This window comes from Dendronalium phyllosphericum CENA369, assembly GCF_016056275.1.
Lineage (GTDB): Bacteria > Cyanobacteriota > Cyanobacteriia > Cyanobacteriales > Nostocaceae > Dendronalium > Dendronalium phyllosphericum.
The window spans coordinates 89,015-104,269 of sequence record NZ_JAECZA010000005.1 but is presented as its reverse complement, the minus strand read 5'-3'; the positions used below and the strand labels follow the sequence as shown (position 1 = coordinate 104,269).

Sequence of the window (15,255 nt, the reverse complement as noted above, 5' to 3'; positions counted from 1 at the left end):
CTGTTTCACCGTGGAAGCTCCCTATTAACGCCAGTGTCAATCCATAGCGATTGTCTGATTGCGTCCTGTTCCCAGCTTCACTCTGCAAGAATCGAGCTTGCTCGGTGTGGGCAGGTAAGGAGTCACGCCTGAACCTGGCGGGTAGGACTTTCACCTACATCTGGTTGAGAGTTCAACTCGTAAGAGTTGGTAAGTTTATTTACGGACTGGATACCGGGATTCACTTACAACGAATCGCACGGGGATTCACTTTACACAGGTTGCTGGGGACTGGGGACTGGGGATTGGCAATACCAGGTACAGCCAAACTCTGGGAATCTAGTCCTTGTAGATTAAGCATTTCAGACTTTTACTGCTAGTCTTTGTATAATTGGCGGTGAGTAACTAGTAACCTAACTCAGTTAGCCGCTGATACTCCTCATCAGTGAGTATCCCCAAATCTTGCTTGCTCCAAAGACACCTCAATTCTTCGGTGGCTTCTTCAAGTTCAACCCAGCCATCTCCGCCGCAAAGGTCGCACTTCTTGCGTTTGTGTAGACCTGTACCCTCACATTTGGGGCAATTAGTTATTTTTGGTTGATTCATTCTAGTAAGTTACTGGGGATTGGGGTATACCCGGATACTTTCAACCTCGTAAAAGCTTTCGCCAGGCGAGCGATCTACAATTCCTGTACCGCCGCACGAATGACATAACCCATAATCACGCTCTCCTTCGCCGTTGCACTCTGGGCAGTCTTCAACATCTTCTTCATGTGCATAAACCGTGTAATCTTCAGTCATTGGTCAAAATTCCCTTTTTGTCTCATCTCTGCAATGAGTAGTATTTGAGTAGTGCGATCGCCTCTCAAAGTGGCTGAAAATCTGTTCAAAAATAGTGCTTTTGAGTAGTAAGTGAGTAGTAAAGAAGGTTAAAAGGTTGAAAACCCTTGTTTTAATTAGAATCTTTAGACTTCCCAATAGTTATTCGGGTACTGTTCGCCAATGCCAAAGGGCTTCCAACTCGCCCAATGCTCAGGTGTCCAATTTTTTTTGGGTTTCGGCAACATGACTAAATAAACACAAATAAATTATTGTTTAGTAAAACTAATTTGCCATCTGGATGTACATAATATAGTTTTGTCTAGAAAATCTTTATTTTTTTTACTTCTCTCACTAAAAAGTATAGATGAAAACTAGTTTAATTTGGCTATATTAAAGTTAGAATTTGTGTCTTTCGCTATCTGTCCTAGAGTAGTGGGCAAAATCCAGATTTACTGGAAAATGAGAGAATCATGCGACTGCTTACTCAAAGAAAGAAGTGTGAATATTAGGTGTTTAATCGCTGAATTAATGCTAAAAGATGCTGAAACTTCAACTTTCGACTAATAATTTTTATATTTAGTGAGACTCTAAAAGAGTTCTACAATGTAGTTTTTCAGTATTGCAGTCAATTCTTCCTTTCTAACTTTGTGTTCGGCAACTTGTATTATTAATTCATAAGCTTCTGGTTGTGCCATAGCAAGGTCGTAATCATTCATATTCAAAAATGTTACCATGACATCAAAAGCAGTTCGCTTATTACCATCTACAAAAGCATGGTTGTTAGTGAGATGAAATAGGTATGCTGCTGCTTGTTCAAAGATTGTAGGATGTAAAAGCTGTCCCCCAAAAGTTGCTTTAGGTTGGGAAATAGCAGATTCTAGCAAGCCTTCGTCGCGTATACCTAATGAACCACCATATAGGTTAATCTGCTTCTTATGTATACTTAAAACATCTTGTTTTTCAATGAATTTAGGACTAAGCAAGATTTTTGTAAACCCAATCCCATTTTTGTGTAGATGCTAAAGAAGTCAGCATAGTTTCCGATTCTTGAGGAGTGATATCTCCTAAATTCAGTGCATTAACCTCTTGTTCAGATAATGCTTTAACTCGTAAACTAGCTTTGATAAGTGATAGTATTACATGTTTCAATGTTTCTAAAACAATGTAGCTATCATCTTTTTGAAAATTTTTTAGGTCAGTATTTTTTTTTATTTCCATGTAAAAATTTGTAGAAGTTACTGTTAGTCCTTTAAGGACTTCTTTACTATCTTCATCGAGAAAGAACTCCCAGTACTGGTCTACAATTTCCTTTAGGAGAAAATTTAATCTGACAAAAAGCAGAACTACTATTTCACCCTGTTCTACTTTTAGATTAAACTTATCAGCTAGCTCAGTAAGCTTATTAAACTTTTGCAAAAACTGTCTAAACTCTTCCCTAAGCTGACCGAGAGATATTTGCCTACTATTAGCCAACTCAAGTATCTTAGCCATTGCTTCATCTTGTATGTTAGCGTTATTCAGGCATTTCTCAAGTATTTCTAACCGCTCTTGAATACTTGAGATTGTTTGTTGTGGGAGTATGAAGCTGTGTAGCATCTTTTATCTACTTAACTTATTAAGTTATGTGTATCTCCTCAAATCACTTTAACCAAGAAATGCAAACTTTTATGTTATTAGCAGGAACTTAACCATCAAGTAGCTGATGTGCAAACTCTGTCGCCTCCGCTGGTGTCGAGACTTTTCCCTCAGCTTGTGCTACAGCAATCTCTGTCAGCAGTTCTCCTACCAGTGGCGAAGCCGGAATATTCAATGCTATCATTAATTCTTTACCACTCACTAATTGAGTGGGATGAGCGACCAGATCATCAGGGTTCAGGTAGCGGCGTATCAAAGGTGCGTAGACGCGTAGCGACTTGTTGCCAGACATCGCCTCTACCAGAGTATCATCTACCAAGGCTAACACTACTGTAGCCGCAAATACAATACCCACTTCTCGGAACAAAAAATACTGTTCTCGCAAAGACATATTGGTTAATTTTAGCTGCGAGAACAGTTTCAAAGCAGTGGTGACAGCACGAATTTCTGCACGGCTATAAGTAAGTTCTTGCAGTTCAATTTCTGCCACTTCTGGGTTTGAATGAACAAGACAAGCAAGTTTTGCAATACCTAACCAAGTAGTTTTGACTGTATCGCGTACATATTGTTCCAATTCCAACCCTAATTGCGGCCAATTTTCTGTAAGTAAGGTGGCTGCTGTGTCAACTAATGCCAATTTATTGAAGCTTTCGCATGTAGCGTTTTTGAAGTAAGGCGCAATTAAAGCATCTTCTCCAGCCTTTACTATCCAAGGAGTACCTTGAGGACTTGCTAGCAAATAGCCAATTTCTACCCGCACTCGTTCTGCGGCTACGTGAGTGATGTGTGATGCTAAAGAACGAATTGCACTTTGGGTAGCTGGCTCAATGGTAAAACCAAGTTGGGCGGCTTGGCGATAAGCTCGCATTAACCGTAAAGGGTCGTCTTTTAGGTTAGTTAACGATACCATTCGCAACAGACGCTGTTCTAAATCTGCATAGCCTTGTAGAGGATCGATAATTTCTTGGGTGTGAGGATTGTAAGCGATCGCATTTACTGTAAAATCTCGTCTGTGCAAGTCAGTTTCTAAGTTATTTCCTTCTTGTTGGGCAAAGTCCGCTGTAGCGTGGGGAAATACTACACGGGCGATTTTCCGTTCGGGATCGAGCAATACAAAACCAGCTTGGTAATGACGGGCGATCGCTCTTGCTACCTTGACAGCATCAGATGGTATCACAAAATCTAGATCCAGATATTCACGAGTTCTGCCAAGGAGCGCATCCCGCACCGCACCACCTACCATATAAGCTGGTTGCGGCAACCATTCTAAGCTAAAAGGCCAATTTTCGGGAGCTAAGGTAGAAGGAACTGAGCCATGCATTGTAATAAAAATCAACCTGTAGCTAGTGAATAAAGCTTGTGCTTAAGCTAGATTAACAATAAAGGTTCCTGGAGTTGGTTCTATTATGTGTATTTGCGTGAACTGCCACTATGTAGACCGCTGTGTAACCTATCACGCCGTAGAAACGCAGCATCAACAGCCCCATTTAACTGAAACCCCTAATTTCGATCCTAATGAACCTTCGATTAATGTTAACATCCGTACCCAAGAGGATGTCATTGAAATGGAATGGGATGTTGTTGGTTGTCTTAGCTTTAAGCGGGAAATGGGCAAGTGGTCGAACTTACGTCCTGGTGAATTAGTGCCGACCTGATAGCTTGTGGGTGCATTTTCAAGGCGACTACTGCCGTTTGATGTAGTAGTCGTAAATATTTTTGCGATTATAAGTTAAGTATTATGTGGTTAAATAAATCAACTCAACTCTAGAAAAATAAATATTTTAACTGACTTTGACAACTGAATTGGAATCTCTGGCAACTAAAAAATACGCTTTGTCACTACACACTACTACACCCGAATTAGGTTTAGCAATTAGTAATTTTGCAGGCGACACTCGCTCTGATGTTTGGAATTTAGGACGCGATTTATCTAGTTATGTACATCAATATTTAGTTGACTTCATCCAACCACAAACTTGGGCAGATTTAAGGTTTATTGCAGTAGCTAAAGGCCCTGGTGGTTTTACTGGAACTCGTATTGGTGTTGTCATCGCCCGTACTTTAGGGCAACAGTTAGATATTCCTGTATTTGCTATTTCCACTTTGGCAGCAGTAGCATGGGCGGAAGAAAGTAAAAGTAAAAAAGGACAAGCAATTGCCGTGGAAATGCCAGCACAAAGAGGTAAAGTTTTTGCTGCTATTTATCAGCCTCAGCCAGATGCCTCTAAAATTACAGTCTTATTACCGGATACTGTATTGACACCAGAAGTATGGCAAGAAACTTTAGCTAATTGGAATACCGATTATCAACTAGTTGAAGCAAAATCAAGTTTAGCAGCAACAGTGACAAGGATCTTAGAACTGGCTTATTTAGAATGGCAACAAGGTAAGCGTCCCAATTGGTCAGAGGCTTTGCCATACTATGGGCAACATCCAGTAGAAGTTTAATTATCTTCTGTCACTGTAGGAAGATAAAAATCCTATAAAGCATCTTAAATATATCACAATACTTGGCACGAATTATTAGACAGTATTTTTTCGGAAATTTCTATATATGTACTAAATATTGACAGTATTTAGAGATATAGCAAAGTGCTGAGTGCTGTAGACGCTTCTGCGGCTTCCCGCAGGGTGGAGCCACTGCGTTGGGCGGGTTCCCCGACAGTCACGCAAGTGGCGTTGCTGAGTAAAAACCTAGTTGCTGTAAGGCTTTGAGCAATCGCAATTGTTCTAAAGGGTGTGACTACGGCTATAACTAAGTTAAAAACATTAATCTTACAGAATAACAATCAAAATTTTGTCAAAAAAAAGGAGCATTACGCTCCTTTAGTTATTTTTTGGATGGAAACCGTAGTCTCAATTGGATACTTTTTTTAACTTGCGTTGTGTAACAACAATTCCAGCAACACCCAAAATTCCAAGTACTACAGAGGGTTCTGGTACTCTAGTTGAATATCCAGGTGTTTTCCAAGTGTAAATCGCACTGTAGGATACGCCGTCATCAGAAGCTGTAATACCAGATGCAGTGGGGTTAAAGCTGTAAGCGTAGTAAGTTTTACCGCCAGTAACTACCTTAGCAATTTCACTAGCACCTATTTCACCTTGGTATCCGTTTAATGTAGCTTGTAGGGTTAGTATGTCTTTAAAAGATGTAAGTTGAGTGATTTGGCCTGGCAGTTGAGTTTTAAGAGTGTTCGCTTGAGCAATTTGGTTTGTCAGTTGAGTTTTGAGAGCGGTCGCTTGAGTGATTTGGCCTGGCAGTTGAGTTTTAAGAGTGTTCGCTTGAGTAATTTGGCCTGTCAGTTGAGTTTTGAGAGCGGTCGCTTGATCGATTTGAGTTTGCAGTGTTTTCTTGTCTGCTGCGTTTGTAGTTATTGCTAGCTTTGCTTGCAGTGTTGTAATCTGTAAAGAAGTTGCTGTTAGCTGTGTTTGCAGTGTTGCAATCTGTCCAGGAATTGCTGCTAGTTGTGTTTGCAGTGTTACAATCTGTCCAGAAACTGTGTCCTGTTGTGTTTGCAGTGTTGTAATCTGTCCTGGTAGTGCTGCTAGTTGTGTTTGCATTTGTGGAATCAGAGTTTCCACTTGTGAAAGAGTTGGTGGAGTTGTCTGTGTGGGAAACAGTGATTTCATTCCATTCCAGGTGTCCGAAATCTGAGTAGAAATAGTACTGGACAGTTTGGCTTTTACATCCAAGTGACCGACTAATTGCAGTTCTACGCCTCCATTTTGACCGAATTGGAAGCCACCAATGTTAGGATCTCCCATTCCTAGTAAAGGAAAATAACTGGTTACTTGTGCTTTGGTGTTGTCGGAAAATCCGTTCCACACAGACTGAAATGGTGTGTAACTACTTAATAAATCACCTAGCCATTGCGAACCAAAACTATTCCAGTCGCTAGCCGTAACACTACTAACAGTTGCGCTGTCTTTTCCTTGTTTAGCAGTGAAGCCAACGTTAGAAGTAGGATTTTCGGTACTGTACCAAAGTTCGACGTTGGAACTAGCATTTTTATCCTTGAGGGCTTTGGCAGCAGCTGTTGCATCTCCACGAATAAATGTACCGTTTGAGCCACCTGTATAGGTATTGATTTCGTTGAGATTGTTAAAAGTAAAGTCTACTGCGCGTGCTGGGGCATTGGCGATCGCACTTACGCCAACAGCCATTGAAGCACCAATTACAAGTGTCTGGAAAGTTTTTTTCATTTAAAGTCTCCGCTATGGTTGAGGTAATTTCCTATACTGTGTTTGCTTCTAGAATTGGGTCGATCTGACTACAGGCTTGGGCTTGTTGAGAATGCAAGTGCTGAAAAGTGCAACCGACATTTTTAGCCATGTTTGGTATTTGCACATTACAAACCCAGTTTAAGAAAGGCGAAGCCGTAATTAGGTAAAGCTGCCGTAGATTATCAATGAAAAGATGACAAATATTTTGCTGTTTTTTCTAAGTATAATTACATGATTGGTTTTTAGCGTTTAGTAATTTAAATAACTTAAATTAAGATAGAAACACTGTATAAAAGACAAAGCTCATACAGCACACAGACAAAATACTATTTAAAACTTTTTAGCTTGAGGGTAAGATTGACTATGCCTTTAGTTTTGCAGCAGTAGATTTAAGCGATCGCAATAATACTATTGACAAAACATTTCACACTGGCACTGACTCCTAGACTCAGAGTTATACAACTGCGTTTGTACCAAAACCTTCTGCATTACTCGGTTTTACGGTTATCGGTGCTCTAGTTGTATGCAAGCTTATGAAAAACGTCACTTCTCAAGAATCACTGAAACGGCTGAAAGCATTACTCTGTTAGAGCTTTAGAAAATATCAAGACATCAAATTAACCTGCAAAATGATTAGTGTCTTTAATTTTCCGTATCAATGCCCATAGGTAAAGACTCAAGGCACTAAGCTAAAGCGCATTTAATTTTCAGAAATACTCATAGTGGTTGTTGAGAGTTGACTGTTAACTGTCAACAGTCAACTTTGGTCAATGTAGGCTTTAAAAACGTAGCAGCTTAACTGTTTTTTATAGCAAATCCAATTTCATTTGTGAAAAACATGGATGGTAACAGCTAATACGCAAATTTTCACAAATTATTTAATAACGCTATAGTTAGTGTTACTATATTACACCTTCGACAGTAATTTCTCAACTAAGAGCGACTTCAAGTCTTACGGTGACAACTACTTTCATTTATATTCGGATAACAAGCTTTTTAATAATATAAACTTTATTCTCTGTCGGGAGAATAAATAATATGTATTTCAATGAAAGTCTATCTTAAGTAAGATTGAAAAAATATTGCTATTTTACTGTAAAATAAATTTTGTTTTAGCGAATTCAACTGATATTTTAACCACTACTAGAAAATAGTAAACAAGGAGACTTATATTAATTAATAATGAATCAGACGAAGAGCAGAAAGAAGAGCTAATAGCAGGCGGTTTGCAACTAATCATGACCGCAGAAGTAAAGTCAGATTAATTGATTGCAAGGGTCGCTATTATAGCTGAGAAATTGGAAAACTTTGATTGAATATACTGGAAAAATTTAAGCGCGATCGCCAACTTATTGTATACTGATTTCAAAATTGTCATTACGGTCTTCTATCTAAAGGTTGAAAGTTTTTTTTGAAAACTTAACCTCTAGCTAGTTGCGCGACTGAGATGATAACCCGAAAATCTTAGCTAGTATATGACCGATCGATTCTTCTCTCAAGTACTACTAGATGTCATGCCGACCCAACTTGACGGTATCTGCCTTTTTCCACAGTTATGAAGAGAAGAATATCCAATACATATTTTTCTGCTAATGGCGCAAGTAGTGGAACCGCTCAACTTGTGTTGTATGCATTTTCCAGCTGTTGCACAGGACTATGCGATCGCAAGTGTTGATTTATAAGAAAAGGTCAACGTCTCACATGTATGCTTTTGATGTCAAGATGAAACAAAAAATATTTCTAAATTTTTTTCCTATTCAGCCTTGCATCATGCAGAGTTTGCCAATAGCTAATCAATCTACTCGTACTTGCTTAAATTGCTCTAACTTTTCAGGAGAATATTTTCATGCTTAATTTCTTTCGTTGGTCTTCAACAAGCACAACTTTATTAGTTTTAGGAATGGCAGCAGCTACAATTGCTCCCCTAACAGTTGCTACTATTGCCTCAGCGCAAACCACAGAACCAAGTACAACACCTACAGAACCAAGTACGACTCCAACTACAGAACCAAGCACAACTCCAACTACAGAACCAAGCACAACTCCATCGACAACTTCAACTTCTAATTTTACTGATGTTAGCTCAGATTACTGGGCGCTTCCGTTTATCCAAGCCTTAGCCCAAAGAGGTGTAATTACTGGCTTTCCTGATGGTACGTTTAAACCCGATCAATCTGTAACTCGCGCAGAATTTGCCGCATTAATTCAAAAAGCTTTTAACCAAAACCCAGTTCGGCAATTAAGTTCTAGTGGATTTAGAGATGTTCCTGCCAACTATTGGGCAGCAAGTGCAATTAAACAAGCCTATGAAACTGGATTTTTGACAGGTTATCCAGGAGATTTATTTCAGCCCAATCAGCAAATTCCTAAGGTTCAGGCGCTAGTTGCTTTGACTAGTGGTTTGGGTTTGAGTTCTAACGACAATGCATCAACTATTAACAGTACTTATTACACAGACGCATCAGCGATCCCGAACTACGCCGTTAATAATGTTGCAGCAGCCACACAAGCCCGGATTGTTGTCAACTACCCCAACGTAAATCAACTTAATCCACAAGTTTCGCTGACTCGTGCTGAAGCAGCAGCGATTTTGTATCAAGCTTTGGTTAAGCAAGGACAGTTACAGGCTCTTGGTAGCAATGTACCTGCTGCTACTTATATAGCAGGTGGAAATACTGGCGGTAACCAAACTTCCAGTGACATTGTTTCTCTTGCATCATCTAGCAATTCCTTTTCAACCCTGACTTCTTTATTAGAGACAGCAGGTCTAACAGATGTTCTCAAACAACCAGGGCCTTACACAGTTTTTGCTCCCACCAATGAAGCATTTGCTGCTTTGCCTGCTGCAACTTTACAGCAGTTACAACAGCCAGAGAATAGAGAAACTTTGATTAAGATTTTGAGATATCACGTAGTTCCTGCTGAACTAACTGCCAGTCAACTCTCCACAGGAGAAGTGAAGACGGCTGAAGACGCATCTGTGAACATTAAAGTTGATAGCGCCACTAATCAAGTTTCGGTAAACAATGCTCAAGTTCTACAACCTGGTGTGCAAGCCAGCAATGGTGTTATCTATCCAATCAACGCAGTCCTGATACCACCGAACCTTAACGTCAGTCAGCAGCCACAACCGGGAACTGGTAATGAGGTTACGCCAGGTAGAGCGACCCGTGGTGGCTCAAGCTATATTGGGGTTGCAGGCAACATTGGTTTGAGTGGTGGTGACACAGCTCTCGGTGACACTAACTTTTCAGTAATTAGCAAAATTGGATTGACACGCTCTATATCAGCGCGACCTTCGGCAGTTTTTGGTGACGGCACAGTAGTTCTGGTTCCCCTGACTTTCGATTTTAACCCACGCTCGGTAAATCCCACAGGTAACAGAACATTCCCGATATCTCCTTACTTAGGTGCTGGCGTAGCTATTAAAACTGATGACGGTGCTGATGTTGGATTCCTAGCAACTGGTGGTATAGATATTCCTTTAGGTTCTCGTTTTACAGCCACAGGTGCTGTAAACGCAGCTTTTTTGGATGATACTGATATCGGGCTGCAACTCGGAGTTGGCTTCAACTTCTAGTAAAGAATTCAAGCCTTAACCAGCATATATCTTGGTTAAGGGGAAATAGCACACTTGTAATTGATACAGAATCCCACCCATTCAACGGGTGGGATTCTTTATACAATTGAGTGAGATTAGATTCTATCGGCTGTTATACATTGCAGTTGAGAGTCTGGAGAGTGGAAAAGTTGTAGAGAAAAGCGATCGCCCATTATCATAATCTATAAATTAGGCATATCGAAACTAAATAGCGATCGCCTCTAGCCCTATCCAGTTATTTAGTAGTAATTCCTTGATGCTGATAATACTTATGCGCTGCCATAGCCATAGCTAAAAATCCCCAAAGAATCATACCCATCACACTCAGCATCCCACTACTAATAATTAATTGTGCACAAGAACTTATACCAATAGCGCGGGCTGCACTGACAAAACTATCAAAACGAGCTTCTGTATACTTGCATACGCTAAATACTATCAAGATTAATCCACCCATATAAGGAAGAGCTCCAAACCAGCCCAAGGTGAAAAACATATCTAAAATGCCGCTGTCAACTACAAAAACCTCGATTTTCCCAGTTTTTTCGTTGACCTTCCAAATGTTTCCTAAACCGTTACCAAGACCATTAGTTAAAGCTAAACTGAGGTTTCTGTCATAGTTTCCCGACCTATCTCTAAAACTACTATCCTCTTGCAGATTAGAAAAACTTTCCATTCGATCTGCTACAACCTCAGAAATAGGCTCGATAGTTGTTAATGGCACAACGCACATTGCCATTACCAAAATTATGCCTATCAAACGCATTTGAATACGTGCCTTGGCTGACACGAAAATCATAATCACTCCGAGTAACCAGCCTCCCCAGTTACTACGTGCTTGGGTAAGTAAAAATGACAAATAGCCAAACGCGGAAGCGGGAAAAGATAAAAATCCTTGGCGATCGGTGAACATTAACAATAGACCAGTTTGCAGCACAGTTGCATACGGCCCGACTGAGTGCATTGTACTCCACACGCGCATCCCAAAGGGTACGGGATTTCCAGAACTTGTAAATAGTTTTGATTCTATCAGCCAGTAACGATCCCACTCAGGAGCTACTACAAATTGATAGACACCATAAACTCCTGTAATCAACACGCACCAAAAAAATGTGCGCTGCATGTTTTGGCGATAGCTAGGATAATCTCGCCAGTTCATATATAAGTGAAAAGCAAAAACAATCGGACTCAGCCAATCCAATAAACCACGTGCAACAGGAAGCGGTTGATTAGAAATTATACCGACTAGAAAGCCATAGAATACTCCTAAAGCAGCCAAAATAAAAGGTAAGCCTCCCTGACGAGACGCACTAGGAAGGTATCGTAAAAAGGTGGCTATGCTTACAAAAGACACTAAATAAGGCGCTATAAGCATCTGACGGGTGGGGTCCCAGCCAACTCGATAGTCAACTAAACGCGCAACTAAAGGTGTGAGAAACCATACCCACCAATTAAAGCCAATGTAGAGGATAGGATGCCGCAAGTATAAAAACACGGCGACAATCAGGGCTGCTGCTGGATAAAGCAGGCGCAGCATGGCAGCAGCACCAGCGAAATAGCAAGCTACTGACAGGAATACTAAGCCGAGGATGACTATCCAACCTTGTTGCGATCGCTCTTTAGGAGAAAAATTTGCTTTTAAAAAACTATTAAAAAGTACTTGGTTAGAAATCATATAAATTCGTAATTAAGAAGGTTAGATTTAATAGTCTTATTTTGGTTATTGCGATCGCGATGCCAGCTTAAATTTGGAATTTTTAATTTTGGATTGTTGATATGTCTGCCATCCTTGCCAACGTCCGCGCCATGATGCCAAACACTTTTTAGTTGCTAGTTGGCCTTGACTGGGTAAAAATCTCACCCATTGTATGAAACCGAAACTATCTCTTGTGCCGACTAATATGGCCCAGAGCAAAAATACAACCCGACGTAGAGGTGGTAAATGCTCTAATAAAACGAGAGTTTCATTATGAACTAAATTAATAAAAGCAATTTCATTAAAATTATGACGCTGGTCTTCATCAAAACGTTGTGCTGGATAGTGATCTACCGCAACGCTAGGGTCGTAAATCATCTTCCAAGCAGCTCGTTTTAAAGCTAGAGTGAATGCCATTTCAAAGTGTACTTGTGCTCCTGTGCCGCGCATCCGCTCATCAAAGCGTAGTTGCTCAATTGCTTGGGTACGAAAACTCATGTTTACGCCCTTGAGAACATCAACTTCGCGGGGTTTTCCTATTCCTAAGTGATGATTGCCAATTACTCGTCCGAACCACTGCAACTTCCCAACTACTTGGCGGGAATCATCTTCAATTTTGGTATCGCGGTGTATGCGATCGCGTCCACCCACGCCAGCAATGCAACTATCAAAAATAAAGTGAGCGTTAATTCGTTCTAACCAATCAGGATGGGGTGCAGCATCATCATCAGTAATTGAAAGAATATCTCCTTCTACTGCTGCCAGTCCAGCGTTCAAGGCTGCTACTACTCCCGGTTGTGTCACCTTGACAGTATGCAATGGTAGATTTTGCGCTTTGAATTCTGAGAGGAATTGCCAAGTTTCATTATCCGTATCGCGAACAACTACTATGACGCGATCGACTGGTTTAGTTTGCATTTGTAGCGCCGAAAGGCAGCGTGATAGATCCAGAGGACGGCGATAAGTTGGTATGAGAACGGTGTTCCTCATTCTTGATTAACTCCTCAAATAAATCTACATAGGTTTGTGCCATAGTCGTCCAACTGTGTTGTTCTGCTACTGTACGCGCTGCTTTACCCATACGTTGCATTAGTGAAGGAGCGCTTGTTAAAGACAACAACGCCGCTGCTAAAGCATCAATGTTGTCTGTGTCGGGCAAAACGATGCCACACTCTGGTGTGACGATTTCAGCACCGCCGGTTGCCGTGGCAGTAATTACGGGCAATCCAGAAGCGAGGGCTTCTAACAATACCAACGTGCAAGCTTCGTATCGGGAAGGGAAAACAAATAAATCCACTACCCGCATAATTTCGGCGATGTCACGACGGTATCCGAGAAAATGCACTCGTTGAGTTAACCCTAGAGAGGCTGCTAGCTGTGGAAAGGGGCTACCTTTAATTGCACCCACGACCGCTAAATGTAAATCCGGAACTTTGGTTAAGGCGTGTAGCACTGTATCTAAGTTCTTCCTAGGTGTGCGGATATCTCCGGCAAATAGGGCTAAAGTTACGTCTTTGGGTAGACCTAATTGTTGTCTAGAAGCTGTGCCAGGGATAAACTCTTGTAAATCAACACCATTGACAATGACGCGAATGCGAGAACGAGGTACGCCAATGTTAACTAATTCCTGGGCGACTTTTTCAGAGACTGCGACAACAACTTTGGCTTTTTGGAATGCTTGTTTTTCCCAATGGGCATTCAAAGCTGTATATAACCACTGGTAAAAGCCGTAAAAATCGCGGCGGATGCGGGAAATGTGAGCAGGCGAGTTCAACCAAGAACTGTGGACAAAATGCACAGCGTTCACATCGGCAGCAGTTGTAGTAATTGCTCCGTTGACTTTTACTAAATCAAGTTCAGAGCGATGTCGATCTAACCAATCGCTACTTTTTTTTGCAAAGATGAAATTACGAATAAATTCTGTGGGGTAGCTTTCGACTGGGATAGAAATCCAGTTTACTTGAGGATTTTGTTCTAGTTCTGGTGCTATTTCGCTGGCTACTAATGTTAGTTGATGACCGCGACGAATGGCTTCTTGAGCAACTTCGTAGTTAACTCGTCCTTGACCATCGCCTTTTTTAAGTTTGTGGGTAACAATGCAAAGTTTCATTTATTTATAAAATTGTAGTGATATATCAGTCAGATATTTTTTGTGAAAAATACTTTGGATAAACGAACCGCAAAGGACACAAAGTAATAATTTTAGAAATAAACTCTCTGCGTCTGTGCATGAAGAATTTTTATTTCTTCTTATTTAGACACACCAAGTAATTGATTAGCTAAAGGTTGGGGAGTAAAACTAAGAGTAAGTGCTGCTAGAGTTCGCAAGTTAAACTTTTGCTGACTAAGTGCTTGCCAAAGATAGGGACGTGCTGCTGCTGTTTGTTGATTTCGTAGTAAGCCAATACCTAAAGTTGTATGAGCTTCTAACCATTTTTGTTGAAAGTATGGTTGAAATTCTTTTAGACGCTGGTCTTGACTAAATATTTTGTAGCAAAACATTTCGCTTTTAGCTTTGCGAATTTTGGCTTGAGCATCCTTCCCACCACTGAGAATAGTATCAGTTTGCTCGTGGGTGCGATATCGCGTCAATTTTTCAGGATAATAGTAGGCACTATAACCAGATATACAGCAAAGATAGGTTAAATATAAATCCCACATTCCACCAACTTCTGAAGGAATACTCTCCCAATCAATAATATTATTGCGAATCACACAAGCTGCGGCGGTGGGTATACTTTTATCTACTAAGCCAATTTTATAAAAAGATTGGTAAACTCCTGGTGCTAATTTGTCTCGCTTGTAAGCTTTTGTATTTTCTTCAGTTAAAGCGCGATCGATTTTGCCTTGGGCATCGATGATATATTGATCGCAAAAAGCAATAATTAATTCGGAATTTGCTTCGAGATGTGGTACTAGCTTTATTAAAAAGTCTTCGTTCCACATATCATCATCGTGGAGGCTAGCAAGGTATTTGCCTCGCGCTATTTTGCAGGCGTACACCTGATTAGCAAGCATCCCAATGTTTCGTTCTTGTCGCCAAAATTTGATCCGCGGATCGCCAAAAGATTCAACGATCGCTCTTGGATTTTCAGAGCTACAATTATCGGAAACAATTATTTCAATATTTTGATAAGTCTGTTGAACAGCGCTGGCGATGGCCTGCTGCAAATACTCTGGTCTATTATAGGTAGGAATAATAACGCTAACCAGCGGTTCGTTTAATTTACTACTCTCAAACATATTTTATTAATTATCACTGATATTCACTATATTTGCCAATGTTCTACTTAAAATT

The 15,255-nt window shown here is 40.5% G+C and carries 14 protein-coding genes; 3 read left to right on the top strand and 11 right to left on the bottom strand.

Annotated features, from left to right (window positions below; genetic code table 11):
• Positions 1–384: 384 nt before the first annotated feature.
• From I8752_RS02725 to I8752_RS02705, 5 genes are all read right to left on the bottom strand, one after another.
• Positions 385–585, bottom strand: a complete 201-nt coding sequence (locus I8752_RS02725; protein ID WP_214430798.1) for a hypothetical protein — start codon at positions 583–585, stop codon at positions 385–387.
• Between the two features lie 9 nt (positions 586–594).
• Positions 595–780 carry a hypothetical protein gene (locus I8752_RS02720; RefSeq protein WP_214430797.1) on the bottom strand — a complete coding sequence of 62 codons (186 nt, stop codon included), beginning with the start codon at positions 778–780 and terminating at the stop codon, positions 595–597.
• A 608-nt stretch (positions 781–1,388) separates the two neighbouring features.
• Positions 1,389–1,784, bottom strand: coding sequence for a type II toxin-antitoxin system death-on-curing family toxin (locus I8752_RS02715; RefSeq protein WP_214430796.1), 396 nt, complete (start codon positions 1,782–1,784; stop codon positions 1,389–1,391).
• Complete coding sequence (locus tag I8752_RS02710; protein WP_214430795.1) at positions 1,777–2,292, bottom strand: hypothetical protein; 516 nt, start codon at positions 2,290–2,292, stop codon at positions 1,777–1,779. The genes I8752_RS02715 and I8752_RS02710 overlap by 8 nt, the downstream gene beginning before the upstream one ends.
• Before the next feature lie 193 nt (positions 2,293–2,485).
• Entirely contained in the window at positions 2,486–3,757 is a 1,272-nt protein-coding gene (locus tag I8752_RS02705; protein ID WP_214430794.1) for a tRNA nucleotidyltransferase/poly(A) polymerase family protein, read from the bottom strand.
• A gap of 85 nt (positions 3,758–3,842) precedes the next feature.
• On the opposite strand from I8752_RS02705, the gene I8752_RS02700 reads away from it, so the two are divergent.
• Together I8752_RS02700 and tsaB are read left to right on the top strand one after the other, a co-directional pair.
• Complete coding sequence (locus I8752_RS02700) at positions 3,843–4,091, top strand: Ycf34 family protein (protein ID WP_214430793.1); 249 nt, start codon at positions 3,843–3,845, stop codon at positions 4,089–4,091.
• Between the two features lie 136 nt (positions 4,092–4,227).
• Positions 4,228–4,884: a tRNA (adenosine(37)-N6)-threonylcarbamoyltransferase complex dimerization subunit type 1 TsaB gene (gene tsaB / locus I8752_RS02695; protein ID WP_214430792.1), complete on the top strand. Its 657-nt coding sequence runs from the start codon at positions 4,228–4,230 to the stop codon at positions 4,882–4,884.
• 128 nt (positions 4,885–5,012) lie between these two features.
• Here the strand turns inward: tsaB and I8752_RS02690 are convergent, their stop codons facing one another.
• Both I8752_RS02690 and I8752_RS02685 read right to left on the bottom strand, forming a co-directional pair.
• Positions 5,013–5,225, bottom strand: coding sequence for a hypothetical protein (locus tag I8752_RS02690; RefSeq protein ID WP_214430791.1), 213 nt, complete (start codon positions 5,223–5,225; stop codon positions 5,013–5,015).
• Positions 5,226–5,292: 67 nt separating this feature from the next.
• The gene (locus I8752_RS02685) at positions 5,293–6,639 is read right to left on the bottom strand and encodes an NF038130 family PEP-CTERM protein (protein WP_214430790.1); all 1,347 of its coding nucleotides are present in this window, start codon (positions 6,637–6,639) and stop codon (positions 5,293–5,295) included.
• Between the two features lie 1,867 nt (positions 6,640–8,506).
• Between I8752_RS02685 and I8752_RS02680 the strand changes: the two genes are divergently transcribed.
• Positions 8,507–10,240 carry a fasciclin domain-containing protein gene (locus I8752_RS02680; protein WP_214430789.1) on the top strand — a complete coding sequence of 578 codons (1,734 nt, stop codon included), beginning with the start codon at positions 8,507–8,509 and terminating at the stop codon, positions 10,238–10,240.
• Between the two features lie 256 nt (positions 10,241–10,496).
• On the opposite strand, the gene I8752_RS02675 is transcribed toward I8752_RS02680, so the two are convergent.
• From I8752_RS02675 to I8752_RS02660, 4 genes are all read right to left on the bottom strand, one after another.
• Positions 10,497–11,936 (bottom strand): O-antigen ligase domain-containing protein, encoded by a 1,440-nt coding sequence (locus tag I8752_RS02675; protein ID WP_214430788.1) that lies wholly within the window; start codon positions 11,934–11,936, stop codon positions 10,497–10,499.
• 45 nt (positions 11,937–11,981) lie between these two features.
• The gene (locus I8752_RS02670) at positions 11,982–12,947 is read right to left on the bottom strand and encodes a glycosyltransferase (RefSeq protein ID WP_214430787.1); all 966 of its coding nucleotides are present in this window, start codon (positions 12,945–12,947) and stop codon (positions 11,982–11,984) included.
• On the bottom strand, positions 12,865–14,067 hold the full coding sequence (locus tag I8752_RS02665; RefSeq protein ID WP_214430786.1) for a glycosyltransferase family 4 protein: 1,203 nt from the start codon (positions 14,065–14,067) through the stop codon (positions 12,865–12,867). The genes I8752_RS02670 and I8752_RS02665 overlap by 83 nt, the downstream gene beginning before the upstream one ends.
• 140 nt (positions 14,068–14,207) lie before the next feature.
• On the bottom strand, positions 14,208–15,200 hold the full coding sequence (locus I8752_RS02660; protein ID WP_214430785.1) for a glycosyltransferase family 2 protein: 993 nt from the start codon (positions 15,198–15,200) through the stop codon (positions 14,208–14,210).
• Positions 15,201–15,255: the final 55 nt, after the last annotated feature.

What these genes read in the sequence shown, in the direction of transcription:
- I8752_RS02675 (WP_214430788.1), bottom strand. Translation starts at nt 11,936, where the DNA reads ATGATTTCTAACCAAGTACTTTTTAATAGTTTTTTAAAAGCAAATTTT.
- I8752_RS02700 (WP_214430793.1), top strand. Translation starts at nt 3,843, where the DNA reads ATGTGTATTTGCGTGAACTGCCACTATGTAGACCGCTGTGTAACCTAT.
- I8752_RS02680 (WP_214430789.1), top strand. Translation starts at nt 8,507, where the DNA reads ATGCTTAATTTCTTTCGTTGGTCTTCAACAAGCACAACTTTATTAGTT.
- I8752_RS02705 (WP_214430794.1), bottom strand. Translation starts at nt 3,757, where the DNA reads ATGCATGGCTCAGTTCCTTCTACCTTAGCTCCCGAAAATTGGCCTTTT.
- I8752_RS02720 (WP_214430797.1), bottom strand. Translation starts at nt 780, where the DNA reads ATGACTGAAGATTACACGGTTTATGCACATGAAGAAGATGTTGAAGAC.
- I8752_RS02725 (WP_214430798.1), bottom strand. Translation starts at nt 585, where the DNA reads ATGAATCAACCAAAAATAACTAATTGCCCCAAATGTGAGGGTACAGGT.
- I8752_RS02670 (WP_214430787.1), bottom strand. Translation starts at nt 12,947, where the DNA reads ATGAGGAACACCGTTCTCATACCAACTTATCGCCGTCCTCTGGATCTA.
- I8752_RS02685 (WP_214430790.1), bottom strand. Translation starts at nt 6,639, where the DNA reads ATGAAAAAAACTTTCCAGACACTTGTAATTGGTGCTTCAATGGCTGTT.
- I8752_RS02710 (WP_214430795.1), bottom strand. Translation starts at nt 2,292, where the DNA reads ATGGCTAAGATACTTGAGTTGGCTAATAGTAGGCAAATATCTCTCGGT.
- I8752_RS02660 (WP_214430785.1), bottom strand. Translation starts at nt 15,200, where the DNA reads ATGTTTGAGAGTAGTAAATTAAACGAACCGCTGGTTAGCGTTATTATT.
- I8752_RS02665 (WP_214430786.1), bottom strand. Translation starts at nt 14,067, where the DNA reads ATGAAACTTTGCATTGTTACCCACAAACTTAAAAAAGGCGATGGTCAA.